The organism is Azospirillum sp. A29, from assembly GCF_042604625.1.
GTDB lineage: Bacteria > Pseudomonadota > Alphaproteobacteria > Azospirillales > Azospirillaceae > Azospirillum > Azospirillum palustre.
Map to the genome: position 1 here is coordinate 403,657 of NZ_CP170460.1, position 25,162 is coordinate 428,818.

Annotated in this window: 24 protein-coding genes; 15 read left to right on the top strand and 9 right to left on the bottom strand. The window is 68.4% G+C overall.

Annotated elements, in window-relative coordinates; translation table 11 throughout:
- Positions 1-7 precede the first annotated feature (7 nt).
- The 5 genes from ABNQ38_RS01760 (at position 8) to rbsK (ending at position 5,468) form a co-directional block, all read left to right on the top strand.
- On the top strand, positions 8-1,504 hold the full coding sequence (locus ABNQ38_RS01760) for a sugar ABC transporter ATP-binding protein (protein ID WP_377805385.1): 1,497 nt from the start codon (positions 8-10) through the stop codon (positions 1,502-1,504).
- Between the two features lie 21 nt (positions 1,505-1,525).
- The gene (gene rbsC / locus ABNQ38_RS01765; protein ID WP_377805386.1) at positions 1,526-2,467 is read left to right on the top strand and encodes a ribose ABC transporter permease; all 942 of its coding nucleotides are present in this window, start codon (positions 1,526-1,528) and stop codon (positions 2,465-2,467) included.
- An 86-nt stretch (positions 2,468-2,553) separates the two neighbouring features.
- The gene (gene rbsB / locus ABNQ38_RS01770; RefSeq protein ID WP_377805387.1) at positions 2,554-3,435 is read left to right on the top strand and encodes a ribose ABC transporter substrate-binding protein RbsB; all 882 of its coding nucleotides are present in this window, start codon (positions 2,554-2,556) and stop codon (positions 3,433-3,435) included.
- 93 nt (positions 3,436-3,528) lie between these two features.
- Positions 3,529-4,545, top strand: a complete 1,017-nt coding sequence (locus tag ABNQ38_RS01775; RefSeq protein WP_377805388.1) for a LacI family DNA-binding transcriptional regulator — start codon at positions 3,529-3,531, stop codon at positions 4,543-4,545.
- Positions 4,542-5,468 carry a ribokinase gene (rbsK, locus tag ABNQ38_RS01780; RefSeq protein ID WP_377805389.1) on the top strand — a complete coding sequence of 309 codons (927 nt, stop codon included), beginning with the start codon at positions 4,542-4,544 and terminating at the stop codon, positions 5,466-5,468. Before ABNQ38_RS01775 ends, rbsK begins: the two co-directional genes overlap by 4 nt.
- A 19-nt stretch (positions 5,469-5,487) precedes the next feature.
- On the opposite strand, the gene ABNQ38_RS01785 is transcribed toward rbsK, so the two are convergent.
- Positions 5,488-7,227, bottom strand: a complete 1,740-nt coding sequence (locus tag ABNQ38_RS01785; protein WP_377805390.1) for a SulP family inorganic anion transporter — start codon at positions 7,225-7,227, stop codon at positions 5,488-5,490.
- A gap of 118 nt (positions 7,228-7,345) precedes the next feature.
- Positions 7,346-7,606, bottom strand: a complete 261-nt coding sequence (locus tag ABNQ38_RS01790; protein WP_376963191.1) for a helix-turn-helix domain-containing protein — start codon at positions 7,604-7,606, stop codon at positions 7,346-7,348.
- A gap of 230 nt (positions 7,607-7,836) precedes the next feature.
- Between ABNQ38_RS01790 and ABNQ38_RS01795 the strand changes: the two genes are divergently transcribed.
- From ABNQ38_RS01795 to ABNQ38_RS01835, 9 genes are all read left to right on the top strand, one after another.
- Positions 7,837-9,006: a M20 aminoacylase family protein gene (locus ABNQ38_RS01795; protein WP_376963194.1), complete on the top strand. Its 1,170-nt coding sequence runs from the start codon at positions 7,837-7,839 to the stop codon at positions 9,004-9,006.
- Positions 9,007-9,192: 186 nt separating this feature from the next.
- The gene (locus ABNQ38_RS01800) at positions 9,193-10,536 is read left to right on the top strand and encodes an NAD(P)/FAD-dependent oxidoreductase (RefSeq protein WP_377805391.1); all 1,344 of its coding nucleotides are present in this window, start codon (positions 9,193-9,195) and stop codon (positions 10,534-10,536) included.
- Positions 10,537-10,553: 17 nt separating this feature from the next.
- Positions 10,554-11,051, top strand: coding sequence for an L-2-amino-thiazoline-4-carboxylic acid hydrolase (locus ABNQ38_RS01805; RefSeq protein WP_377805392.1), 498 nt, complete (start codon positions 10,554-10,556; stop codon positions 11,049-11,051).
- Between the two features lie 53 nt (positions 11,052-11,104).
- Positions 11,105-12,214, top strand: a complete 1,110-nt coding sequence (locus ABNQ38_RS01810; RefSeq protein ID WP_377805393.1) for an ABC transporter substrate-binding protein — start codon at positions 11,105-11,107, stop codon at positions 12,212-12,214.
- A 50-nt stretch (positions 12,215-12,264) separates the two neighbouring features.
- Positions 12,265-13,179 carry a branched-chain amino acid ABC transporter permease gene (locus ABNQ38_RS01815; RefSeq protein ID WP_377805394.1) on the top strand — a complete coding sequence of 305 codons (915 nt, stop codon included), beginning with the start codon at positions 12,265-12,267 and terminating at the stop codon, positions 13,177-13,179.
- Positions 13,166-14,218 carry a branched-chain amino acid ABC transporter permease gene (locus tag ABNQ38_RS01820; protein WP_377805395.1) on the top strand — a complete coding sequence of 351 codons (1,053 nt, stop codon included), beginning with the start codon at positions 13,166-13,168 and terminating at the stop codon, positions 14,216-14,218. The genes ABNQ38_RS01815 and ABNQ38_RS01820 overlap by 14 nt, the downstream gene beginning before the upstream one ends.
- Positions 14,215-14,985 (top strand): ABC transporter ATP-binding protein, encoded by a 771-nt coding sequence (locus tag ABNQ38_RS01825; protein ID WP_377805396.1) that lies wholly within the window; start codon positions 14,215-14,217, stop codon positions 14,983-14,985. Before ABNQ38_RS01820 ends, ABNQ38_RS01825 begins: the two co-directional genes overlap by 4 nt.
- On the top strand, positions 14,982-15,707 hold the full coding sequence (locus ABNQ38_RS01830) for an ABC transporter ATP-binding protein (RefSeq protein ID WP_377805397.1): 726 nt from the start codon (positions 14,982-14,984) through the stop codon (positions 15,705-15,707). The genes ABNQ38_RS01825 and ABNQ38_RS01830 overlap by 4 nt, the downstream gene beginning before the upstream one ends.
- 50 nt (positions 15,708-15,757) lie before the next feature.
- On the top strand, positions 15,758-16,234 hold the full coding sequence (locus ABNQ38_RS01835) for an L-2-amino-thiazoline-4-carboxylic acid hydrolase (protein WP_174469483.1): 477 nt from the start codon (positions 15,758-15,760) through the stop codon (positions 16,232-16,234).
- Here ABNQ38_RS01835 and ABNQ38_RS01840 read toward each other — a convergent pair.
- Both ABNQ38_RS01840 and ABNQ38_RS01845 read right to left on the bottom strand, forming a co-directional pair.
- Positions 16,221-18,968: an HAD-IC family P-type ATPase gene (locus ABNQ38_RS01840; RefSeq protein ID WP_377805398.1), complete on the bottom strand. Its 2,748-nt coding sequence runs from the start codon at positions 18,966-18,968 to the stop codon at positions 16,221-16,223. The genes ABNQ38_RS01835 and ABNQ38_RS01840 overlap by 14 nt on opposite strands.
- A 158-nt stretch (positions 18,969-19,126) precedes the next feature.
- The gene (locus tag ABNQ38_RS01845) at positions 19,127-19,891 is read right to left on the bottom strand and encodes an SDR family NAD(P)-dependent oxidoreductase (protein ID WP_377805399.1); all 765 of its coding nucleotides are present in this window, start codon (positions 19,889-19,891) and stop codon (positions 19,127-19,129) included.
- 103 nt (positions 19,892-19,994) lie between these two features.
- On the opposite strand from ABNQ38_RS01845, the gene ABNQ38_RS01850 reads away from it, so the two are divergent.
- A complete protein-coding gene (locus tag ABNQ38_RS01850) occupies positions 19,995-20,933 on the top strand; it encodes a LysR family transcriptional regulator (protein ID WP_377805400.1) in 939 nt (312 codons plus the stop codon).
- A 12-nt stretch (positions 20,934-20,945) separates the two neighbouring features.
- On the opposite strand, the gene ABNQ38_RS01855 is transcribed toward ABNQ38_RS01850, so the two are convergent.
- The 5 genes from ABNQ38_RS01855 to ABNQ38_RS01875 are packed head-to-tail and all read right to left on the bottom strand — an operon-like array spanning position 20,946 to position 25,107.
- Positions 20,946-21,659 carry a histidine phosphatase family protein gene (locus ABNQ38_RS01855; RefSeq protein ID WP_377805401.1) on the bottom strand — a complete coding sequence of 238 codons (714 nt, stop codon included), beginning with the start codon at positions 21,657-21,659 and terminating at the stop codon, positions 20,946-20,948.
- The gene (locus ABNQ38_RS01860; RefSeq protein WP_377805402.1) at positions 21,656-22,039 is read right to left on the bottom strand and encodes a DUF6285 domain-containing protein; all 384 of its coding nucleotides are present in this window, start codon (positions 22,037-22,039) and stop codon (positions 21,656-21,658) included. The genes ABNQ38_RS01855 and ABNQ38_RS01860 overlap by 4 nt, the downstream gene beginning before the upstream one ends.
- A gap of 28 nt (positions 22,040-22,067) precedes the next feature.
- Complete coding sequence (locus ABNQ38_RS01865; RefSeq protein WP_377805403.1) at positions 22,068-23,129, bottom strand: phosphotransferase family protein; 1,062 nt, start codon at positions 23,127-23,129, stop codon at positions 22,068-22,070.
- A complete protein-coding gene (locus ABNQ38_RS01870; protein WP_377805404.1) occupies positions 23,126-24,322 on the bottom strand; it encodes an acyl-CoA dehydrogenase family protein in 1,197 nt (398 codons plus the stop codon). The genes ABNQ38_RS01865 and ABNQ38_RS01870 overlap by 4 nt, the downstream gene beginning before the upstream one ends.
- A gap of 17 nt (positions 24,323-24,339) precedes the next feature.
- Positions 24,340-25,107, bottom strand: coding sequence for an SDR family NAD(P)-dependent oxidoreductase (locus tag ABNQ38_RS01875; protein ID WP_377805405.1), 768 nt, complete (start codon positions 25,105-25,107; stop codon positions 24,340-24,342).
- Positions 25,108-25,162 lie beyond the last annotated feature (55 nt).

Consider the following 25,162-nt stretch of genomic DNA (forward strand, 5'->3'; position numbering starts at 1 on the left):
GGGCGTGATGGATTCCCGATCCGGATTCCTGCTCGATCTCCAGGGGGTCGGCAAAGGCTTCAACGGCGTGACGGTGCTGGACGGGGTGGATTTCCGCCTGCGCGCCGGCGAGGTCATGGCCCTGATCGGCGAGAATGGCGCCGGCAAATCGACGCTGATGCGGATCGTCACCGGCATCGTCCAGCCCGACAGCTCCAGCGCGATGACGTTCCGCGGCCAGCCGGTGCGCTTCACCGCGCCGCGGCAGGCCATCGACGCCGGCATCGCGATGATCCATCAGGAATTGAACCTGCTGCCCCATTTGTCGGTGGCCGACAACATCTGGCTGGGGCGCGAGCCGCGCAACCGGCTCGGCCTGATCGACCGCAGCCGCATGCGGCGCGAAGCCAAGGCCCTGCTGGAGCGGCTGCGCCAGACCATCGATCCGGACTGTCCGGTCGGAAGCCTCAGCGTCGGGCAGCAGCAGATGGTCGAGATCGCCCGCGCCCTGTCGCTGAACGCCGAACTGATCGTCATGGACGAGCCGACCGACGCGCTGACCGACGTCGAGACCGCCGTCCTGTTCGAGGTCATCCGCGGCCTGAAGGCCGACGGCAAGGGCATCGTCTACATCTCGCACCGGCTGGGCGAGATCTTCGCGCTGTGCGACAGCGTCACGGTCCTGCGCGACGGGCACATGGTCCATCGCGGGGCGGTCGCCGATTTCGACGAGGCGGCCCTGATCCGCCACATGGTCGGCCGCTCGATCACCGACCAGTACCCCTATCTGCCCTGCCCCGCCGGGGCCGAGCGGCTGACGGTGGAGGGATTGAGCGCCGACGGCGTGAACGACGTCAGCTTCAGCGCCGCCGGTGGCGAGATTCTGGGATTTGCCGGGTTGATGGGTGCCGGACGGACCGAACTGGGCAAGGCGATCTTCGGCGCCAGCCGCCTGCACGCCGGCAGCGTCCGCGTCGATGGAAGCGAGGTCAGGCTGCGCCATCCCCGCAACGGCGTCGCCGCCGGCATCGCCTATGTGCCCGAAGACCGCAAGGCCGAGGGGCTGATCCAGGGCCACTCGATCCGCACCAACATGTCGCTGGCGGCGCTCAAGCAGCTTTGCGGCCCCGGCGGTGTCGTCCGGCAGGCCGACGAGCGGACCGCCGTAGACCGCTTCATGGCCGCCTTCGCCGTCAAGGCGCACGGCATCGGGGCGGAGGTGCGGACGCTGTCCGGCGGCAACCAGCAGAAAATCTCGCTGGCCAAGGCGCTGATGCTGTCGCCCAAAATCGTGATCCTCGACGAGCCGACGCGCGGCGTCGATGTCGGCGCACGGCGCGAGATCTACGGCCTCATCAACGATCTGAAGGCCAAGGGCCTGTGCATCCTGCTGATGTCGTCGGACATGCCGGAGCTGCTGGGCCTGTCGGACCGCATTCTCGTGATGGCGGGCGGGCGGATCACCGGCCGCTTCGGCCGGGACGAGGCGACCCAGGAAAAGATCATGGCCTGCGCGATCGGCTGACGGGCAGGAAGAGAGACGACGATGACCACGCTGAAACGCTTCCTCTCCCGCAACAAGCCGCTGGTCGGCCTGATCGTGCTGATGGCCGCCGTTGCGGTCATGAGCCCCAGCTTCATGACCGTCGACAATCTGCTGAACATCCTGCGGCAGACCTCGATCAACGCGGTGATCGCGGTCGGCATGACCTACGTCATCCTGTCCGGCGGCATCGACCTGTCGGTCGGATCGGTGCTGGCCTTCTGCGGCGCCGTCTGCGCCTGGCTGGTGGCGGGTGACTTGTCGATCTGGCTGGCGATCCCACTCAGCCTGCTGCTGGGGGCCGGTCTGGGCGCCATCAACGGCGTCGTCATCGGCACCGGCGGCGTGCAGCCCTTCGTCGCCACGCTGGTCGCGATGACGATGCTGCGCGGCGCCACGCTGGTCTTCACCGACGGGCGGCCGATCACCACCGGGACCGGTGCGGCGGCCGATGCGTTCTGGAGCGTCGGCGGCGGCTATCTGCTCGGCATTCCGGTGCCGGTGGTCGTGGCGGCGGCGGTCTTCGCCGTCTGCGGCCTTATCCTGACCCGTACCCGCTTCGGCCGCTACACCTATGCGGTCGGCGGCAACGAGGTGGTGGCGCGGCTGTCCGGCATCCGGGTCAATCTGGAAAAGACGACGATCTACGCTCTGTCGGGGCTGCTGGCGGCGCTGGCCGGCGTCATCCTGACCGCCCGGCTGGAAAGCGCACAGCCGACCGCCGGGGCCGGTTACGAGCTGGATGCCATCGCCGCCGTCGTGGTCGGCGGCACCAGCCTGTCCGGCGGCAAGGGCACCCTGTTCGGCACGCTGGTCGGCGCCCTCATCATCGGCGTGCTGAACAACGCGCTGAACCTGATGGACGTCTCCTCCTATTACCAGATGATCGCCAAGGGCGCGGTCATCCTGCTCGCGGTGCTCGCCGACAGCCGCAAGTCGCCGTAAGGCGACCGTTTCACCGGATCGGCTCCCTTTGGACCCGTTGCCTGGCCCAATCAGACGAACAAGAACGATGAGGAAGGACTCCAACCATGCGTAAGCTCCTGACCGCGGCCACCGTCGCCGCCACCGCCCTGCTCGCCACGGCCAACGCCCAGGCGGCCGACACCATCGCCCTGGTCGTCTCGACCCTCAACAACCCGTTCTTCGTCACGCTGAAGAACGGGGCGGAAACCAAGGCCAAGGCGCTGGGCTATAACCTGCTGGTCCTCGATTCCCAGAACGACCCGGCCAAGGAACTGGCCAATGTCGAGGATGTGGTGAACAAGAAGGTCAAGCTTCTGCTGGTGAATCCGACCGATTCCGACGCCGTCCGCTCGGCGGTCCGTTCGGCCAACCGCGCCAAGATCCCGGTGGTGACGCTCGACCGCTCGGCCAATGGCGGCGAGGTCGCGTCGCACATCGCGTCCGACAACGTCGCCGGCGGCCGGATGGCCGGCCAGCTGGTTGTCGACATGCTGAAGGGCCAGGGCGCCGTCGTCGAACTGCAGGGCCTGCCGGGCGCGTCGGCCGCCCGCGACCGCGGCAAGGGCTTCCACGAGGTGGTGGACAAGGCCAGCGGCCTGAAGGTGGTGGCGAGCCAGCCGGCCGACTTCGACCGCACCAAGGCCCTGAACGTAATGGAGAACATCCTCCAGGCCCAGCAGAAGATCGACGTAGTGTTCGCCCACAACGATGAGATGGCGCTGGGGGCCGCCAAGGCGATCCAGGCGTCCGGCCGCAAGATCCCGGTGGTCGGCTTCGACGGCACCGACGAGGGCGTCGCGGCGGTCAATGCCGGCAGCCTGACGGCGACGGTCGCCCAGCAGGCCGGCCTGATCGGCGAGAAGGGTGTCGAGACCGCCGACAAGGTCCTGAAGGGCGAGAAGGTCCCAGCCTTCACGCCGGTTGAGTTGAAGATGGTGACGAAGTAAAGCACGAGCCCGCCCCTGCCGGCACGGCCGACGAGGCTGGCGCCGACGAAGCTTGCGCCGGAGGGAGCGGAATGTGTTGAGGAGAGTGGCGGCATGGTGACGATCAGGGATGTGGCCCGCGAGGCCGGCGTGTCGATGAGCACCGTCTCCCACGTCATCAACGCCACCCGCTTCGTGGCGCCGGAAACCGAGCAGCTGGTGCGCGCCGCCATCGACCAGCTGGGCTACACGCCGAACGGCATCGCGCGGGCGCTGAAGGGCAACCGCACCCGCACGCTCGGGATGATCGTCACCGCCAGTTCCAACCCCTTCTTCGCCCATGTGATCCACGGGCTGGAGACGGTCAGTTCCGACCGCGGTTACAGCCTGATCCTGTGCAACACCGACGATGAGCCGGACAAGCAGCTCCGCGCCTTCGAGGCCCTACACAACCGGCGGATCGACGGGCTTGCGGTGCTGACCAGCAACGCCGATCCCGGCTTTCTCGACAATGTGCAGGCGCGGGCGCCCAACCTGCCGCTGCTGCTGCTCGACACCGATCCGCATCCGGGCGCCTGCACGGTGACCGACGATTCGGTGATGGGCGGACGGCTGGCGGCCCGGCTGCTGGCGGAACGCGGCTTCCGCCACATCGCTTGCATCACCGGCCCGGGGCGCCATCCGCGCTCCCGCGCCCGGCTGGCCGGCCTCGTCGAGGAATTGGGCAAGGCCGGGCTGACGCTGGAGCCGGGGCTGCTGCGCGAGGCCGACCTGACCATTGCCGGCGGTTACGCGGCGGCGGCATCGCTGCTCGACGGGGGGGAGCCGCCGGAGGCGGTCTTCGCCTTCAACGATCTGATGGCGGCCGGCGTGCTGCGCGCCGCGGCCGAACGTGGGCTGGCCGTGCCGGACCGCCTGTCGGTGCTGGGGTACGACGATATCGAACTGGCCGCCTACCTCACCCCGCCCTTGTCCACCATCCGCCAATCCGCGGGCCTGCTGGGCGCCCGCGCGGCGGAGCTGCTGATCGACCATCTCGAAGACGGCCGGCCCCTGCCCGACCTGTTGTCCCTGCCGCCCGACCTCGTGCTCCGCGCCTCGGTCGGCTGGCCCTGTGCGAGGCTCTCATGACGTCAAACCGCCCTATCGTCGTCTTCGGCAGCGTCAACATCGACGTCTGCGCCTATTCCGACCGGCTTCCCCGTCCCGGCGAGACCGTGCATGGCACCGGCTATGCCATGGGGCTGGGCGGCAAGGGCGCCAACCAGGCCGCAGCATCCGCCCGGCTGGGCGGAACGGTCGAGATGGTCGGCCGGACCGGCGGCGATGCCTTCGGCGAGATGGCGCGCAGCCGGCTGGCCGGCTTCGGCGTGCGGACCGGCCGCCTGTCGAACGACCCGGCCAACCCGACCGGGATCGCGGTGATCGGCGTCGAATCCTCTGGCGAGAACTGCATCACCGTGATCGGCGGCGCCAACATGGCGGTGAGCGGACAGGACGTGGCGCAGGCCGCCCCGCTGTTCGCCGAAGCGTCCGTGCTGCTGCTTCAGCTGGAAACCCCGCTCGCCGCCGGTCTGGCTGCGGCGACCGCGGTGCGGGCCGGCGGCGGCCGCATCATCCTGGACCCGGCGCCGGCCCCGCATGGCGGGCTGGCCGCCGAAATCTTCCGGGCCGTCGATGCCATGACCCCGAACGAGACGGAGACCGAATCCCTGGTCGGGCTGCGGCCGACGACCCCGGACGAGGCCGCCGTGGCGGCGGAGCGGCTGGCCGAGCGCGGCCTGTCCATCGCCATCGTCAAGATGGGCGCCAAGGGCGTCTACTTCCGCGGCCTGGGGCAGCAGGGCTTCATCCCGCCCTTCCCGGTGACGGCGGTCGACACCGTCGCGGCCGGCGACTGCTTCAACGGCGGGCTCGCCTTCGCGCTCGCCCGCGGCGACGATCTGGCTGGCGCGGTGCGCTTCGCCGCCGCCTGCGGGGCGCTCGCCACCACCCGCGCCGGTGCTGCGGACTCGGCCCCGACGCTGGCGGAGGTGGCGGCGCTGCTGGGGTGATCGGTGTTGCCCCGCGCCGCTACACGGCGTCCTGGGTCACCGCTCCATCCCCGGCATTCGACGCGGCCTCGTCCCGCCGCAGCTTGTGCAGGGCGACGTCGATGGTCCGCTCATAGCTGACCAGGGGCGGTTTCAGCCCGTGGCTGAACAGCGCCTGACGCGAGGCGTGGCTGGTCCCGGTCAGGATCAGCTTCACGCCGCGCCGCGCCGCCTTGTGCGCCAGCCCCTCGATCGTGTTGGCCGCGGTCGAATCGAGAAACGGCACGGCGCTGAAATCGACGATCAGGACCCGGTGGGTATCGGCGATGCGGTCGAGCACCGAACCGATGGACGCCGCCGCCCCGAAGAAGAACACGCCGGAAATCCGGTAGATCACCACCTCGGGATCGGCGGCACCCTGATCGTAGGGCTTGCGGGCGACCAGGGCGCCGTCCGCGCTGTCCTCCGCAACGAAGGGTGTCTGGCTTTCGATGGCGGTGATCGTCGACATGCGGTGGATGAACAGCACCGAGCCGAGCGCGAAGCCGATGACGATGGCTTCGGTCAGGCCGGTGAAGATCGTCAGCAGGAAGGTGGTCAGCAGCACCGCGGCATCGCCGCGCGAGGCGCGCAGGAGGGCGGCGATGGCCGGCTTCTCCACCATGTTCCACGACACGACGGCCAGGACGCCGGCAAGGCTGGCGAGCGGAATGAAGCTGGCGAGCGGTGCCGCGACCAGGATGAAGACCAGCAGGAACACGGCGTGCAGCATGCCGGCGACCGGCCCGTGGGCGCCGGCGCGTACGTTGGTCGCCGTCCGGGCGATGGTGCCGGTGACGCAGATGCCGCCGAACAGGCCGGACGCGATGTTGGCGACGCCCTGCCCGACCAGTTCGCAGTTGGAGCGGTGGCGGCGCCCGGTCATGCCGTCGGCGACCACCGCCGAGAGCAGCGATTCGATGGAGCCGAGCAGCGCGAACGAGATGGCGCTCGGCAGAACCGCCTGAATCTTTTCGAGCGTGATCGCCGGCAGGGCCGGCATCGGCAGGCCCGACGGAATGCCGCCGAACTTGGTGCCGATGGTCGCGACGTCGAGGCCGAAGGCGGCGGTCACGACGGCGCTGCCGGCAACCGCGATCAGCATGCCCGGCCAATGGGGCCGCACTGCCTTCAACCCGACGATGATGCCGACGGACGCCAGCGCCAGCCCGACCGACGCCGGGTCGGCGGTCGGCAGGCCCGACCATAGCACCGGCAGCTTTTCAAGCAGAGGCCCGGGTTCCGGCCCGCTCAGGGTCAGGCCGAGGAGATCCTTGATCTGACTGGCGAAGATGATCACGGCGATGCCGGCGGTGAAGCCGACCGTCACCGGATAGGGCATGAATTTGATGTAGGTTCCCAGCTGCAGAAGGCCGATGGCCGCCAGCATCAGGCCGGACAGCAGGGTGGCGAGGATCAGACCGTCCATGCCATGCGCTTGCACCGTGGCGGCGACCAGCACGATGAAGGCGCCGGCAGGACCGCCGATCTGGAACCGGCTGCCGCCCAGGGCGGAGACGAAGAAACCGCCGAAGATCGCCGTGTAGAGTCCCTGTGCCGGCGATGCGCCCGAGGCGATGGCAATCGCCATCGACAGCGGAAGCGCGACGATGGCCACCGTCAGCCCGGCGATGGCGTCGGCGCGAAGGTTCGAAAGCCCGTAGCCCTCGTGCAGGATGGTGACGAGCTTCGGCGTGAACAGCTCGGCAAAGCTCGGTCGATGGGAAATCGGTGCGGTCATCTGTCCGGCGGCCTTCTGAAATAAGGCGGCGGGATCGTCGGCATCAGGTCGGCGGTCGCCGTCGCGCGGTCGATGGGATGGGCGTCAGGGTTTGGCGCCAGGATTTGGCTCCAGTGTTTCAGGGCCTGGGTGCCGGTGTCTTCAGACGGACGCCGCGGCCGCCGGCGACGCTCTGCGCGTTGTCGCCGATCAGCTCGATACCGGCGAGGTCGAGCGCCTCCACCACCCTGGTCAGGCTCTCCACCACGCCGCGCACGTTGCCGTCGCTGGCCTCCATGCGCTGGATGGTCGGGACGGACAGTCCGGCCAGTTCGGCCAGCGTCTTCTGATCGATCCCAAGCAGCGCCCGGGCGGCGCGCAGCTGTGAAGCCGTGATCATCCTGCATACCCCGCTGAAACATGCAAGTCGGTATCTGAAACATACATTATGATGTTTTAAACATCATTATCAATGTATGGAACCGCGGCGCTTTTCCGGCCCCTACCACCCGATGCCCGGTCCCTGCCATGCGATGGAATGCATGCCCACCGGCGAAATAGGCCGTTTCGGATCCGGTATAATTTGGGCAGGATTGTCCCAGGGATTTGCTGGAACATAAGGACAAGACGATGGACGGGATGGTTACGGGGCTCGACGGGCTGACCGCGGACATGACGGATTGGCGGCGCGATCTGCACGCCCATCCGGAAACCGCCTTCGAGGAGCAGCGGACCAGCGACTTCGTGGCGGAAAAGCTGGCCTCCTTCGGGCTTGAGGTTCATCGCGGCCTCGCCAAGACAGGCCTGGTCGGGATCCTGCGCAATGGCGAGGGGCCGATGGTCGGCTTCCGCGCCGACATGGACGCGCTGCACATCCACGAGGAAACCAATCTTCCGCACAGCTCGCGCAATCCCGGACGCATGCATGCCTGCGGTCATGACGGGCACACCGCCATGCTGCTGGGTGCCGCCCGCTACCTGACCGAACACCCCGAGCTGTTCCGGGGCACCATCGTCTTCATCTTCCAGCCAGCGGAGGAGAACGAGGGCGGCGGCCGGGTGATGGTGGAGGAAGGGCTGTTCGACCGCTTCCCCGTCGAAAAAGTCTTCGGCATGCACAATTGGCCGGGGCTCGAAGTCGGCCGCATCGCGTTGCGCCCCGGCCCGCTGATGGCCGCCTACGACATCTTCGAGCTGACCCTGACCGGCAAGGGCACGCATGCCGGCATGCCGCATATGGGGACCGACACGATCATGGTCGGCAGCCAGATCGTCTCCGCCCTCCAGACCATCGCCAGCCGCAGCGTCCATCCCATCGATTCGGCCGTCGTCAGCGTCACGCAGTTCCACGCAGGCGATACGTGGAATGTCCTGCCCGGCACCGCCGTTCTCCGCGGCACCGTCCGGACCTTCCGGCCGGAGGTTCAGGATCTGGTGCAGCGCCGCATGGGTGAGGTGGCGACCGCCATCGCCGCCGGATTCGGAGTCGAGGCCAGCCTGCGCTACGAGCGGCGGTATCCGCCCACCACCAACAGCGCCGCGGAGACGGAACTGGCCCGGCGGGCGGCGGCACGCGTGGTCGGAGAAGAGGCGCTCGACCTCGATCCGATGCCCAGCATGGGGGCGGAGGATTTCTCCTTCATGCTGCAAAAGCGGCCGGGCTGCTACGTCTGGGTTGGTGCCGGACCGTCGGACCAGGGCCGGAACCTGCACAGCCCCCACTATGATTTCAACGATGCGGTGCTGCCGATCGGCGCCAGCTATTGGGTGCGGCTGGCGGAAACCGTCCTGCCGAAATGACGCAGATCATGTACATGCGTCCCGATTTCCCGATCAGGACGCATGACATGAAAAAATTTCCGCGGAAAAATCTTGGGAATTGCGTACGTGTGTCCATTGTCCCATAGTTCGGCGGGAAACGGATGGCCCTAACTCCAAAAGGGGATAAGGGCGTAGCGGATTTCAGCCGAACAGGACGGGCGCGACGTGACGAACCAAGGGGCACATCAGGCGGCGGGCCAGGCGCAGGACATTCCAGGCCGGGGCGGCATCTGGCAGCGTCCGGACTCGCTGTGGGAGGCCACCGCCCCGCCGCCGCCCGCCCTGCCGGCGTTGCAGGACAGCGTGCAGGCGGACGTGCTGGTGATCGGCGGCGGCTTCACCGGGCTTTCCGCCGGTCTGCATGCGGCCGAGGCCGGGCGCCGCGTGGTGGTGCTGGAAGCATCCGAACTGGGACGGGGCGCCTCCGGCCGCAACAACGGGCAGGTCATCCCGACGCTGACCCGTCCCGACCCCGCCGACCTCATCGACCGCTTCGGTTGGGAGAGCGGGGAGCGTCTGGTCGGGTTGATCCGCGACAGCGCCTCCACCCTGTTCGATCTGGTGCGCCGCCTCGGCATCGACTGCGCGGCGGAACAGACCGGCTGGGTTCAGCCGGTCCATTCGCCGGGCCGCATCAAGATCGCCGAGCGCCGGGCAACGCAATGGGGCAAGTTCGGCGCCGATGTCGAGCTGCTCGACCGCGCCGCCGTCTCCGCCGTTCTCGGCACGGACGCCTATTTCGGCGGCTGGATGAACCGGACCGGCGGACACATCAACCCGCTGGCGCTGGTGCGCGGGCTCGCCGCCAAGGTGGTCGCGGCCGGGGCCGCGGTCTATGTCAACTCCCCCGCTTTGTCGGTGCAGCGCCGCGGCGACTCCTGGGTCGCCCGCACCCCGCAGGGCATGGTGACCGCCGGCTCCCTGGTGCTGGGCACCAACGGCTATGCCGCATCGATCTTCCCGGAAATCCGGACGGAGGTCGTACCGGTCCTGTCCTGGCAGATGGCGACCGCTCCCTTGGGCGACAACATCCGCAAAACCATCCTGCCGGGCCGGCAGGCGATGTCCGACACCCATGGCGACCTGCGGTTCATGCGCTACACCGCCGACAACCGGCTGGTGACCGGCGGCGCGCTGCTGAACCCGGTGAATGGGGCGGAGCGGTTGAAGCGCATCGTCGGCGCCCGTCTGGCCGGGATGTTCCCGGCACTGAACGGTGTCACCTTCGATTATGTGTGGAATGGCCGCATCGCCATGACCACCGATTACTTCCCCCGTGTCCACCGGCTGGGGCCCAACGGCTTCGCCTGGGCCGGCTGCAACGGGCGCGGCGTGGCGCTGTCGGTTTCGCTGGGACGGGAACTGGCCCGCGCCGCCATCGGCCAGGACCCGAAGGATCTCGCCCTGCCCTTCACCGCACCGACGCCCCTGCCCTTCAACGCCCTGCTGCAACGCATCGGGCCGCTGAAGATCCTGCAATACCGCTGGAACGACGCCCGCGAAGTCTGATCGAGGAGACTGCCAGCATGTCGGACAGCCCCGACTACCCCACCCTTCTGCGCAATGCCTACGCGATGCGCGCGGCGTCCTACGCCCACATGTTCGACGTGCTGCGCGAACGTTTCGGCACCGAAACGGCGCTGGAGGTCGGACAGGAATCCACCCGCCGTCTCGGCGAGGCGATGGGCGTGAAGTTTGCGGGGCACGGTCCCGACGACCTAACCGGCCTGTGCCATGCCTTCCTCGACGGCATTCCCAACCGCGACAGCATGTTCGCGCCGGAGATCAAGCGTTGCGACGGCGAGGCGCTGGAAATCCATTTCCACCGCTGCCCGCTGAAGGAAGCCTGGCAGGCGCAGGGCCGGTCCGACGCCGATCTGGAACTGCTCTGCAAGATGGCCGGCGCCATCGACGGCGGTCTGTTCGAGGCCGCCGGGTTCGTCTTCAAGGGCGAAACCTGGAAGCCGGGCGACGAGGGCTGCTGCCGGCTGAAGGTCCTGCCCGGCGCCAAGGCTGCCGAATAAACGCGCGTCGCCGCAAAGCCTGCAAATACAGACAATAAGAGGGTGCCATCGCCATGAATTTCCGCCTCCTCACGCTGACGACCCTCACCGCCGCCGGAATCGCCGGTTCGGCTTTCGCCGCCGACACGGTCAAGCTTGGCTACCAGTTGCCGCTGACCGGCGACACCGCTCAGTACGGCCAGGATTTCCGTAAGGCCGCCGAGATCGCGCTGACCGAGTTCAACGCCGCCGGCAAGCCGTTCAAGGTCGAGATCCTCTTCGAGGACAGCCGCTCCGACGCCAAGGAGGGCACCAACATCGCCCGCAAGTTCGTGGACGACAAGGAGATCGTCGGCGTTCTGGGCGACTTCACCTCCGGTGTGTCGATGGCGGCGGCGCAGGTCTACAAGGACGCCGGCATGCCGCAGCTGTCGCAGACCGCCTCGCACCCCGACTATACCAAGATCTCCAAGTACCAGTTCCGCAACATCGCCACCCAGGCGCAGGAAGGCCCCTACAACGCCAAATGGATGGCGGCCAAGGGCTTCAAGAACGTCGCGGTGATCGCGGAACAGACCGATTGGGGCCAGTCGGTGGTCAGCGGCTTTTCCGACGCGGTCAAGGCCAACGGCGGCACCGTCGCCTTCTCGGAATTCTTTAACCGCGGCCTGAAGGACTACCGGTCGCTGATCAGCAAGCTCGAGCGTGCGAAGCCCGACGCGATCTACACCGGCTTCTTCTACGAGGACGGCGCGCAGTTCCTGAAGCAGTTGCAGCAGCTGGGCATCAAGACGCCGGTCTATTCGACCTCGGCGGCCTACAGTCCGAAGCTGATCGAACTGGCCGGCGGCGCGGCGGAGGGCGTGCACCTGACCTCCAACTTCCTGCCGACCGACCCGTCGCCGAACGTCCAGCATTTCGTCGACGAGTGGAAGAAGCGCTCCGACGGCGCGGTGCCCGGCCAGTTCCCGGCCCAGGCCTATGACGCGGTCCGCATCATGCTGACGGCGGTGGAGAAGGCGTCGCCCAACCCGACCCGCGAGAAGGTGCGCGACGCGCTGGCCCAGACCAGGGACTTCCCCGGCGTCACCGGCAAGACCAGCTTCAGCGCCGACCGCGAGGCCGAGAAGGAACTGGTGAAGGTCGAGGTCAAGGGCGGCGCCTTCGTTCCGGTCGCCGACTAACCCCCCGGCAAACGATCCCCAGCGCCCCTTTTCCCAGCGACAGAGCCCGCATGTTCGATCCCTATTATCTCCAGCAGCTGGCCATCGGCCTGTCGCTGGGCATGACCTACGCGCTGATGGCAATCGGCTTTACGTTGATCTTCGGCGTGCTGAACGTCGTCAACTTTGCCCATGGCGAGATCTACACGCTGGGCGCCTTCGCCGGCCTCGTGCTGATCTCGGCCACGGCGCCGCCCATCGTGGCGGTGATCCTGGGCGCGCTGGCGATCGGGGCGCTTGCGGGCTTCTCGCTGGAGCGGATCGCCTTCAAGCCGTTCCGCCGCTTCACCGACGAGGCGTCGCTGAAATCGCGGGCGATGCGGGAATCGACCCTGCTCTCCTCGCTGGCGGTGTCCATCGTGGTGCGCGAGGCGCTGGAGATCGTCTTCGGATCGCAGATGCGCTCCGTCCCGTTCGAGTACCTGATCAACACGCCGGTGCGCGTCGGCCCGGTCATCCTGGTGACCGGCGACTTCATCATCTTCGGCGTCGCCGCCGCCATGCTGATCGGCCTGCAATATCTGTTGACGCGCACCCGTGTCGGGCTGGCGATCCGCGCGGTGTCCAGCAACCCGCTCGGCGCCAAATATGTGGGCATCGACACGGATCGCACCATCATCACCACCTTCGTCGTCGGATCGATGATGGGGGCGGCGGCCGGCATCCTGATGGGGCTGTACTATGGCGCGGTCTTTCCGGCCATGGGCTTCACCCCCGGCATCAAGGCCTTCGTCGCCATGGTGATGGGCGGACTGTCCTCCATCCCCGGTGCCGTTATCTGCGCGCTGATCCTCGGCATTTCGGAAAGCATGGCGACGACCTTCGTCTCGTCGGGCTGGTCGGACATGGTGGCCTACGGCTTCCTGATCCTGACCCTGATCTTCTTCCCCAACGGCTTGTTCGGAGCGCGCCGTGAACGCGTTTGAGACTGCGGCACCTGCCGATGGCCTGACCCGGCGCCGGGGGCTGCTGGTCCCGGCGCTGATCCTGCTGCTGGTCTTCGCAGCGCTTCCGGCGCTGCTGGCCGGCTTCGACAAGGGCTATTTCTACCAGATCGCCAATCTGGCGCTGATCTTCGTCCTGCTGTCGGCCTCCATGCATCTGGTGACGGGGGTGGCCGGGCTGCTGCATCTGGGACACGCCGCCTTCTACGGCGTCGGCGCCTACACCGCGGCGCTGCTGACCTCCAAGCTGGGGCTTGGCTTCACCGTCACGCTGCCGCTGTCCGGTCTGGTGGCGGCGCTGGTCGCCTTCCTGGTGGCGCTGCCGACCATGCGGCTGGTCAGCATCTATTTCGCAGTGGCGACGCTCGCCATCGGCCAGATGCTGTATCTGGTGATGCTGAACTGGGTGGACTTCACCAAGGGTCCCAACGGGATCATCGTCTCCAAGGGGTTCGAGCTGTTCGGCTTCAGCCTGTCGGGCCGCCTCGCCGCCTACTACACAGTGGCGACGGTGGTGACGCTGTCGGTCATCGCCATCGGCCGGCTCAGCCACTCCTATTACGGCAACGCCCTGCGCTCGATCCGCGAGGACGACCAGTGCGCCGACGCCATGGGCGTCAGCACCGTGCGGCTGAAGATGGAGGCCTTCACCCTGTCGGCCTTCTTCGCCGGGGTGGCGGGCGGCCTGTGGGCGCACATGACCGGCTACATCTCGCCGGGCGATTTCAAATTTTCGGAATCCATCCTGATCCTGGCAATGGTGGTGGTCGGCGGCCTGGGCAGCCTGCCGGGGGCGGTCATCGGCGCGCTGCTGCTGATCCTGCTGCCGGAAGGGCTGCGCGGCCTGGGCGACTTCCGCAACATCATGGTCGGTCTGGTGATGTTCCTCTCCATCCTGCTGCTGCCGAAGGGCCTGTTGGGCGAGGTATCGGCCCTGCGGCTGGTGCGCCAACAGCTGGGTGCGGCATGGCGGACCACCGGCCCGGCGAATGGCAAGGGGGAAGGGATCGGCTGGCGATGACCCATCTTCTTGAAATCCGCAACGTCAGCCGCCGCTTCGGCGGCGTGCAGGCGGTCGGCGACGTCACGGCCCATGTGAACGAGGGCGAGCTGGTCGGGCTGATCGGACCGAATGGCGCCGGCAAGACCACGCTGTTCAACCTGATTTCCGGCTTCACCCCGCTGTCCGGCGGCACCGTCGCCTTCGCCGGCCGGACCATCAGCGGGATGACACCCAATCAGGTGGCGCGGCTGGGCATCAGCCGCACCTTCCAGAACCTGCGCGTCTTCCCCAACATGTCGGTCTTCGACAACGTGTCGGTCGGCGCCGTCGGCGCGCTGCCGCAGGGGGCGTTCGGCGCGCTGTTCGGCTCCCTCCACCGGCGTGGCCGGGACCGCTCCGCCGAGATCAGCCGCCGTACCTGGGAAGCGCTGGAGGCGGTCGGCCTGACCCATGTGGCGGCGGAGCTGGCGGCCAACCTGCCCTACGGCCAGCGCAAATATCTGGAGATCGCCCGCGCGCTCGCCATGCGGCCGCGCTTCCTGATCCTGGACGAGCCGGCAGCCGGGCTGAACGACACCGAGACGCGCGATCTGGCCGCCTTCATCAAGCGGCTGCACGGCCAGGGACTGACCATCATGCTGGTCGAACACGACATGACGCTGGTCATGGGCATCTGCCAGCGCATCCTGGTTCTGGCCTCCGGCCGCAAGATCGCCGACGGCACGCCGGACGCCATCCGCACCGATGCCGGCGTCCTCGAAGCCTATCTTGGGGTGGATGAATGACCGCGCCGCCAATAACAGCGCCGCTGCTCTCGATTGCGGACCTGCATGTCGCCATGGGACCGCAGGAGATCCTGCACGGCGTCCGCCTGGATGTGCCCGAGGGCGCCATCGTCGCGGTGCTCGGCTCCAACGGCGTCGGCAAAACCACGCTGATGCGCACGGTGTCCGGCATCTACCGGGCGAAACAGGGGACCATCACCTTCCGCGGCCAGCCCATCGCCAACATGCCGGCCCACCGCATCGTCCAGCTTGGCCTGTCCCAGGCGCCGGAAGGGCGGCAGATCTTCTCCAACATGAATGTCCGCGAGAATCTGGTGCTGGGCGGCGGCGATGTCGGGCTGGGCGAACTGGACCGCGTGCTGGCGATGTTCCCGATCCTGAGCGAACGCCTGCGCCAGAATGCCGGATCGCTGTCCGGCGGCGAGCAGCAGATGCTGTGCATCGCCCGCGCCCTGATGCGCCGGCCGAGCCTGCTTCTGCTCGACGAACCGTCGCTGGGGCTGGCGCCGAAGATCGTCGCGCAGATCTTCGACCTGATCGGCCGCATCCGGGCCGAAGGGGTGTCAATCCTGCTGGTCGAACAGAACGCCCGCGCCGCATTGCGGATTGCCGACCATGCCGCGGTGCTGGAGGATGGCCGGATCGTGCTGTCCGGCCCGGCCGACCAGTTGCGGGACGACCCACGCATCGCCGAGGCCTATCTCGGCGGCCATGCCCATTGAAGGCCCATTAAAAGCCAATTGTGACGCCACCTCATGGAAGGAAGCCAGTCATGACCCAGACCATGGGCATCCTCGAACGCCGCCGCATCGAGGCGGAAATCCTGAAGCCGGTCTATGAGGAGATGGCCGCCCGGCTGGGCGAAGCCACCGCACAGGAGATCCTGGGGGCGGCGATCACCAAGGCGGCCCTGGCCGCCGCCAAATCCTTCGCCGAGACCGAGCCGGAGGGCACCAGCCTGAAGAGCTTCGCCGATCTTCAGCCGCTGTGGACCAAGGACGACGCGCTGCGGCTGGATGTGAAGCGGCAGGACGACACCCATTTCGACTACAACGTCACGCGCTGCCGCTACGCCGAGATGTACCGGGAGATGGGGCTGGGGTCGATTGGGCACCTGCTGTCCTGCAACCGCGACGCCGCCTTCTGCACCGGCTACGACCCGCGCATCAAGATGGAGCGCACGCAGACCATCATGCAGGGCGCCGACCATTGCGACTTCCGTTATCGCTTCGAGGCTAAGGAGGAGTAGGCGCCGCGGTCAGCCGCTTTTCGATCTCCATCAGCACGAACAGCACGGTTCCGACGGCGGCCATCGCCGCCCAGGCGGTGACGCCGACCGGGGCCGTGCCGAACAGGGACTGCAAGGGCGGCGCATAGGTGAAGGCCAGTTGCAGCAGGGTCATCACCGCGATGGACAGCCAGACCGGCCGGCTGCCGGCCAGGGCGGACGGCAGCCCAGCCCGCCCATGCAGGTCGCGGGCGCTGAGCAGGAAGAAGATCTCGCCCACCACCAGGGCGTTGACGGCGATGGTCCGCGCCTCCTCGATGCCGTCGCCCTGCAAGCGGTGGAAGTGGAAGAAGCCGAAGCTGGAGACCACCAGCAGGGCCAGAACCACCGCCATCCGCCGCACCAGCCGGCCGGTCAGGATCGGCTCGTCGCGCGGGCGCGGCGGGCGGGCCATGACGCCGGGTTCCGGCGCCTCGAAGGCCAGCGCCAGCCCCAGCGTCACCGCGGTCACCATGTTGACCCACAGGATCTGTACCGGCGTGATCGGCAGGATGCTGCCCGACAGCACCGCCAGCAGGATCACCGCCGCCTGCGCTCCGTTGGTCGGCAGCATAAACAGGATGGTCTTGCGCAGATTGTCGTAGACGGTGCGCCCCTCCTCCACCGCATGGACGATGGAGGCGAAATTGTCGTCGGCCAACACCATCGCCGCCACCTCCTTCGCCGCCTCGGTGCCGTTGCGGCCCATGGCGACGCCGATGTCGGCCCGCTTCAGCGCCGGGGCGTCGTTGACACCGTCGCCGGTCATGGCGACCGTGTCGCCCGCCGCCTGGAGCGCCGCGATCAGGCGCAGCTTGTGTTCCGGGGTGGTGCGGGCGAAAACGCTGTTGGCCTGCGCCGCGGCGGCGAATCCGGCCTCGTCCAGCCGGTCCAGTTCCGGCCCGCCGATGACGCCGTCCGGCAGGCCGAAGCGCCGGCCGATGGCGGCGGCGGTGGCGGCATGGTCGCCGGTGATCATCTTCACCGTGATACCGGCCTGCCGGCAGGCCGCGACCGCGACCAGCGCCTCTTCCCGCGGCGGATCGATCAGGCCGCAAAGGCCGAGCAGTTCCAACCCCTCGTCCCCCAAATCCTCGGCGATCAGTTCCGACAGCTCCACCGATGTGCGGCGCATCGCCAGCGCCAGGACGCGCTGGCCCTGCCCGGCCAGTTCGGCGGTCACGGCGGACCAGTGCGCCCGGTCCACCGGCGCCGTGCCGTCGCCGCGCCGCTCCCGCCCGCACAGCGCCAGCACCCGCTCCGGCGCCCCCTTCACCACCAGGATGCCGTGGCCGGCATGATCGTGATGCAGGGTCGCCATGTATTGGCGTTCGGATTCGAAGGGTAAGGCGTCGCGGCGCGGAAAGCGCGTCGCCTCGCCGGCCGGGTCCAGCCCCGCCTTCATCGCCAGCGCCAGCAGCGCGCCGTCGGTCGGGTCGCCGGCAAGCTGCCACGCGCCGCCGGGGTCACGGTATAGGGCGGCGTCGTTGCACAGCAGGGCGGCACGCGCCATATCCAGCAGCAGCGGTTCCCCGGTCGGATCGACCAGCCGCCAGTCTCCATCCAGACTGCGACCGATCTCGCCTTCCGGCGCATAGCCGCTACCGCCGGCGCGATAGCGGGCGTCGGCGGTCACGATGCTGGTCACCAGAAGTTCGTTGCGGGTCAGCGTGCCGGTCTTGTCGGTGCAGATGGTGCGGACGCTCCCCAGCATCTCGACCGCCGGCAGATGGCGGATGATGGCGTTGCGCCGCGCCATCCGGGTCACGCCCACCGCCATGGTGATGGTCATCACCGCCGGCAGCCCTTCCGGGATCGCCGCCACCGCCAGCCCGACCGCGGTCAGCACCATGTCCTGCCATGGCTCGCCATACACCAGCATTCCGAACAGGACTGTGGTCAGCGCCAGCAGCAGGATGCCGCCGGTCAGCCAGCGGCCGAACCGCGCCATCGACACCAGCAGCGGCGTCGCCACCGTCGTGACCGAGGCCAGAAGATGACCGATGCGACCGACCTCCGTCGCGTCGCCGGTCGCCACCACGATGCCGGTGCCCTGCCCCTGCACCACCATCGTGCCTGCATAGGCCATGCCGCCGCGGTCGCCCAAGGCCGCATCGGCGGCAACGGCGGCGGCGGACTTGGCGGTGGGCACGGATTCGCCGGTCAGCGCCGCCTCCTGCACCAGCAGGCCCTTGGTGCGGTCGAGCCGCAGGTCGGCCGGCACCCTGTCGCCGGACACCAGGAACACGCGGTCCCCCGGCACCAGCGTTTCCGCCGCCAGGGTCACGGCATGGCCGTCGCGCAGCACCACAGCCTGGGGCGACAGCAGGGTGCGGATGGCCTCCAGCGCCTGTTCGGCCTTGTCCTCCTGGATGTAGCCGATCAGCGCATTGACCAGCACGACGCCGAAGATCACCCCGGCATCCGTCCAGTGCCGCAGCAGCAGCGCCACCGTGCCCGATGCCAGCAGCACATAGATCAGCAGATTGTGGAACTGGGCCACGAACCGCATCCAGGCCGGCCGCCGCTTCGGCGGGGTCAGGCGGTTGGGGCCGAAACGGGCCAGCCGCGCCACCGCCTCCGCGCTGTCGAGCCCGTCTACCGGACTGCCGAGCCGTTCGGCAACGGCGCCGACATCCAGCGCGTGCCAGGGAGCTTCGACCGGGTTGTCGTGCGGCGCCAAGACGCCTGGGCCTGTGTCTGCCAGCGGTGGCATGCGGTCCGCCTCCCTGGGGGAATCCCCATCCCAAGGATGACACCTTACCCATGCAAGAAGAAGGGATTCGACCGGCTGGTCCGCTCCGCAACCGGCGCATGGTGGCCGGCAACGGAGCGGACGCCACGAGTCCTCAGACCACGATCACAGCTGCACGGTCAAACCTGGGCCATGCCGCCGTCGGCGAACAGTTCGATGCCGTTGACGAAACTGCTGTCATCGGATGCCAGGAAGACGGCGGCCTTGGCGATCTCGTCCGGGTCGCCGACGCGGCCCAGCGGCACCTGGGCGGCCAGATAGTCGACCAGACCCTGCTGCTGCGCCGCGTCGGGACCGGCCAGCTCGACCAGACCCGGCGTGCGGACCGGACCGGGGCTGAGCGTGTTGATGCGGATGCCGCGGTCCTTCAGGTCCAGGATCCAGCTGCGGGCGAAGTTGCGCACCGCCGCCTTGCTCGCGCTGTAGACGCTGAAGGCCGCCGTGCCCATGCTGCCGGCGGTCGAGCCGGCGAGGATCACCGACGAGCCCTTGCCGAGCAGCGGCAGCGCCTTCTGCACGGTGAACAGCACGCCCTTCACATTGCGGTTGAAGGTGTCCTCATACTGTTCCTCGGTGATGGCGCCCAGCGGCAGCATCCCGCCGCCGCCGGCATTGGCGTAGAGCACGTCGAGCCGGCCGGCCTCGCTCTGGATTTGGGCATAGAGCCGGTCGAGATCGGCGAGGTTGGAGGAGTCCGCCTGCACCCCCGTCGCCTTGCCGCCGGCCGCAACGATCGCCGCGACCGCGGCCTCCAGTTCCGTCTGGCGGCGGCCGGTGAGATAGACGGTGGCGCCTTCGGCGGCGAAGCGCTTGGCCGCGGCGAGGCCGATGCCGCTGTTGGCGCCGGTGACGAGGGCGATCTTGCCCTCAAGCTTGCGTGACATCGGAAGTCTCCTTGGAATTGGGTTGTTCGCTGGAGACAAAGCTATCGACGGCACGATCTTATCGAAATAGAAATGACTGAAAACCATCGTTGCAGGATTGGCGATGTCGAAGCTGCCGGATTTCGAAGGGCTGGCGATGTTCGCCAAGGTGGTTGAGGAGCGCTCCTTCGCCGGTGCGGCCCGCGCCATGGGGGTTTCGGTCGCCACCGTGTCGCGCGCGGTCAGCCGGCTGGAGGAGCGGCTGGGCGCGCGGCTGTTCAACCGCACTTCCCGCCGGCTGGCCCTGACCGATTTCGGCCATTCCCTGGCGGAACGGGCGACCCGCCTCTATGACGAGGCGGAAGCGGCGGAGAACGCGGTGCGCGAGATGTCGAGCCGCCCGCGTGGCCTGATCCGCTTCGCGGTGCCGATGTCCTTCGGACTGCGCTGGGTGGCGCCGCTGCTGCCGGGCTTCTTCCGCCTCTATCCGGAGATTTCCATCGACCTGCACCTGAGCGACGCGGTCGTCGATCTGGTCGGGGATGGCTTCGATGCGGCCCTGCGCGTCGCGGTGCTGCCGGACAGCTCGCTGGTGGCGCGGCGGCTGTGCGGGGTGGCGCCGGTGGTGCTTGCCGCCCCCAGCTATCTTGTCCGTCATGGCGAGCCGCGGCACCCGCGCGACCTGAACGGCCACCATTGCCTGGGCTACGCCTATCGCCGGCGCCAGGACATCTGGCACTTCACCAACAGCGCCGGCGAAGAGGAAAGCGTCATCCCGTCCGGCCCGCTGCGCGTCACCAATGCCGACGCGCTGCTGCCGATGCTGCTGGACGGGCTGGCCATTGCCGAACTGCCGGAATTCATGGCGGCGGAGCATCTGGCCAACGGAACACTGACCGCCATCCTGACCGACTGGTGGCTGCCGAAGGGGGGCCTCTACTTCATAACGCCGTCGGCCCGCACGCGGCCGGCCAAAGTCGGCGTGCTGGCCGATTTCTTGATCGAACGCCTGTCGGACCCTGTCTGGCGGCGTCAGATCGACGGCATGAAACCAAGCGAATGACGGTCTGGGACATCAATCCAGAGCCAGCAACGGGCCGAAGGCCTCCTCCAGGCTGCTGCGGTGCAGACCGATCTTCGCCGGATTGCCGGGCGTCAGGTTGACCGCGCGGATCAGGCGGCGGACCACCCGGTCGGCCGTCACGTCAATGTCGATGATGTTGATGCAGCCGTAATCCTGTTCGAAGGCCGACAGGGCGGACAGGCCGGCGCTGCAGGCCCAGGACAGCAGCATGCGGTTCACCCCGTCATGGGCGATCAGCGCCAGATGGGTCCAGTCCGGTTGCCTCACCAGCGCCTCGATGGCGGCCACCACCCGGTCGCGCACGGCGGCGAAGCCGTCGCCGCCGGCGAAGCGCCCATCCTCCGCCGCCGCTTCGAAGCCATAGACATAGGCGGCCTCGCGCCGCTCCTTCGGCACTTCCGACAGCCGGCCGGCGCGGATTTCCAGATACTCGGGATCGTCCTCCACCGGCAGCCCATGCGGAGCGGCCACCAGTTCGGCCGTCTGCCGCGTGCGGGCGAGGCCCGAACACAGCACGCGGTCCAGCGGCACACCGGCCAGCAGGGCGCCCGCCGTCCGCGCCTCCTCCCGGCCGCGGTCGGTCAGCGCGGCAAGCTTCGGATTCAACGGTTTGCCATCGGCATCGTAATAGGCGACGTGACCGTGGCGCAGCAGGTAGAGGCGGCGGCGGGCGACCGTTCCTTCCAGGGGCGGAAACAGGCTCATCGGCCGGGTTCCCGCCGTTCCGCGGACAGCCGCTTGGGGTTGCTGACCGCCAGCCTTGCCAGCGTGATGTCCGTCAGGACCGCCCGCAAAGCCGACTGCCGGTCCGGTGCGTCGAAGCGCCCGGCATCGATGGCGGCGCAGAGCCGCGGCAGCAGGGTCGGCAGATCGCCGGCTTCGCCCAGCAGGTCGCCGACGGCGGCGGCCAGGGCAGGCTCGGCACCGGTGCCGGCGGCGAGTTCCCGCTCGGCCGTCCCCAGCGCGTTGGCGATCATCAGTGCGGTGAAGCGCTGGTCGGCCGGCACCACCGGCAGGATCGCCTCGCGAAAGCTGCGCAGTGCGATGGCGACCAGATCGCGGGCGCCGGGATCGTCGTTGATCATGCCCCGTCTCCGATCATGGCGTCTCCGATCATGGCGCGGCCTCGACAGCATCGAGGTGGCGCAACAAATCCATTTCGATCTCCGGCAGCATCCTGCCGGTCAACGCCAGTTCCAGCGACGGTTCGGTGCCGGAGATGTGGCGGTCGGCCTGCTGAATGGCGATGACCGCCCAGCGCATGCAGGCCGCGGCCTCCCAATAGGCGACGGCGACAGGGTCCACCCCGCGTCCGGCGGTTTCCTCGTAGCCGGCATAGAGGTCGGAGCGGTCGGCGATGCCGCCGGCTTCGCGGTCGTTGCGGCCGAAGCGCCAGCAGGCGGCGCAGAACCAGCCCAGATCCTCCATCGGATCCGACCAGCCGGCGAACTCCCAGTCGATGATCGCCGTCAGTCGGTCACCGTCGACCATATAGTTGCCGGTGCGGTAGTCGCGATGGCACAGCACCAGGTCGCCGGCCGGCACTGCGTTCCGCTCCAGCCAGCGCAGGCCATAGGCCAGCACCGGATCGCTGGCGGCGTAGCGCCCGGCCCAGCGGCGGAAATCGGCCACCGCCTGCAAGGCCGCCGTCGGTTCCGGCCGCGCCAGGAACTCCAATCCCACCCCTGCCGCACCCGGCCGCACCCGGTGGATCAGGCCGAGCTGCCGGCCGAGTTCACGGGCCAGTTCGCGCCGCGGTTCCTCGCTCTTGACGATGCGGAAGCCGGCGGCGACGCCCGTCGCCCGCCGCATGATGTAGAAGGGCGCCCCCAGCATCGCCGGATCGGCACCGGCGAACAGCGGTTCCGGCACCGTGGCGCCGACAGCGAAGACGGCGCGCAGGACCGCGGCCTCCTCCGCCTTGCCCAGGCTGGCAGAGACGCCCGACGCCGATCCGGTGCGCAGTACGCAAGGATGGCGTCCGGACAACGGCCCGCCGTCGATCTCCAGCGTCACCGCGAGGTTGAGTGAGATGGCGCCGCCGCTCAGCCGCCCCTCGTCGATGACGGTGACCGACCGCGCCCCGGCCTGTCCGGCCAGCCAGCTTTCGAGAGCGGCCTTCCGGCCGGCATCGATCAGGCTGGAGTCGAGACCGGCCTTCCTGCCGCCGCTCATCGCCAGCCCCAAAAATCGTCGCCCTCGGCGAGATAGCTGCGGCTCAGCACCATCTTATGGACCTCCGACGCGCCGTCGACCAGCTTGGCCTGCCGGGCGTAGCGGTAGATCCATTCCAGTACCGTGTCCTTCGAATAACCGCGCGCACCGCAAAGCTGGATCGCCGTGTCCGCCGCCTTGAACAGCGTGTCGGCGACCTGGACCTTGGCCATCGACACCTCCTTGCGGGCGAAGCTGCCGCTGTCCAGCGCATGCGCCGCCTTCATGGTCAGCAACCGGCCGATCTCGATCTGCATCGCCGTCTCGCCCAGCATCCACTGCACGCCCTCATGCTCAGCCAGCGGAATCCCGAAGCTTTCGCGTTCCTTCACGTAAGATCCGGCGATCTCCAGGCAGCGCTTGGCGAGGCCGGTCCAGCGCATGCAGTGGGTCAGCCGCGCAGGACCCAACCGGATCTGCGTCACCTTCAGCCCGTCGCCGACCTTCATCACCACATTCTCGTCCGGGATCTCCAGCCCGTCGAAGATCAGCTCGCAATGGCCGCCATGCTCCTCCGGCCCCATGATCGGGATGCGGCGCTCGATGCGCCAGCCGGGCTGGTCCTTGTCGAATAGGAAGGCGGTCAGCCCCTTGCGCGGATCGTCCGACGTACGCGCCATCAGGATGAAGTGCTGCGCCGCGTCGGCCCCGGTGATGAACCATTTGCGACCCGTCACCACCCAACGGTCGCCCTTGCGCTCCGCCCTGGTCTTCATCATCGACGGGTCGGAGCCGCCGCCCGGATGCGGTTCGGTCATGGCGAAGGCGCTGCGCACCCGCCCCTCGACGATGGGAGCCAGCCAGCGTTCCTTCTGGCCCGGCGTGCCGACCATGCTCAGCAGCCGCATGTTGCCGTCGTCGGGTGCGGCGGCGTTGAAGCAGACCGGGCCGAAGATGGAGCGGTTCATCTCCTCGTAGCAGGCGGCGACGCCGACCATCGGCAGGCCGTGGCCACCGACGTCCTTCGGCAGTTGCAGGGTCCACAGCCCGGCTGCCTTCACCTTGGCGCGCAGCGCTGCCAGAGGTGCTTCGGCGATGTTCTCGTGCTCGTCCCAGTTGGCGCGGTCGGCCTCGACGGGAAGGATCTCCTCCTCGACGAAGGCGCGGACGCGGCGGCGATAGTCTTCCAACACCGCGGGAAGTGTGAAATCCATGGAACCGCTCCGTTCGTTCAGAGGGAGGAAACCAGATGGCCGCCATCGACGGCCAGAACCGATCCGGTCATATAGGCGCCGGCATCGGACGCCAGCAGAAGCAGCGGCCCGTCGAGATCGGACAGCCGGCCGAGCCGGCGCTGCGGGATGCGCTTGACCAGCACCTTGCCGGCATCGCTGGCGAAGAAATCGGCGTTCAGCTCGGTCTCGACATAGCCGGGGCACAGCGCATTGACGCGGATGTCGTAACGAGCCAGTTCCAGCGCCATCGCCTTGGTCAGATGCACCAGCCCGCCCTTGGCGGCGATGTAGGACGAGACCTGCCCCGCCACCCGCATGCCGAGGATGGAGGCGATGTTGACGATGGCCCCGCCCTGCTTGTCGTCGCGCATGCGCTGCGCCACTGCGCGCGCCACGCGGGCGCAGCCGGTCAGGTTGGTGTCGATCACCCGGTCCCAGTCCTCCTCGCCCATGTCGAGGAAGGGGCGGGTGGCGGTGACGCCGGCATTGTTGACAAGGATGTCGATGCGGCCCAGCGCCCCCCATGCCTCGTCTACCGCGGCGGCGACGGAAGCGGGGTCGGTGACGTCCATGGCGACGACGACGGCGCTGCCGCCGGCGGCTTCGATGGCGGACCGCGTTTCGGCCAGCGCCTCGGTCCGCCGCGCGGCCAGCGCCACGCGGGCGCCCGCCTTCGCCAGGACACCGGCGAAGTGGCGGCCCAGGCCGCTGGAGGCGCCGGTGACCAGTGCCGTCCTGCCGGTCAGATCGATGGAGACGCTCATGCTTCCTCCCATGGTCGGGATCGTTTGGCGAGGCGGCGGGGCATGGCCCCGAACG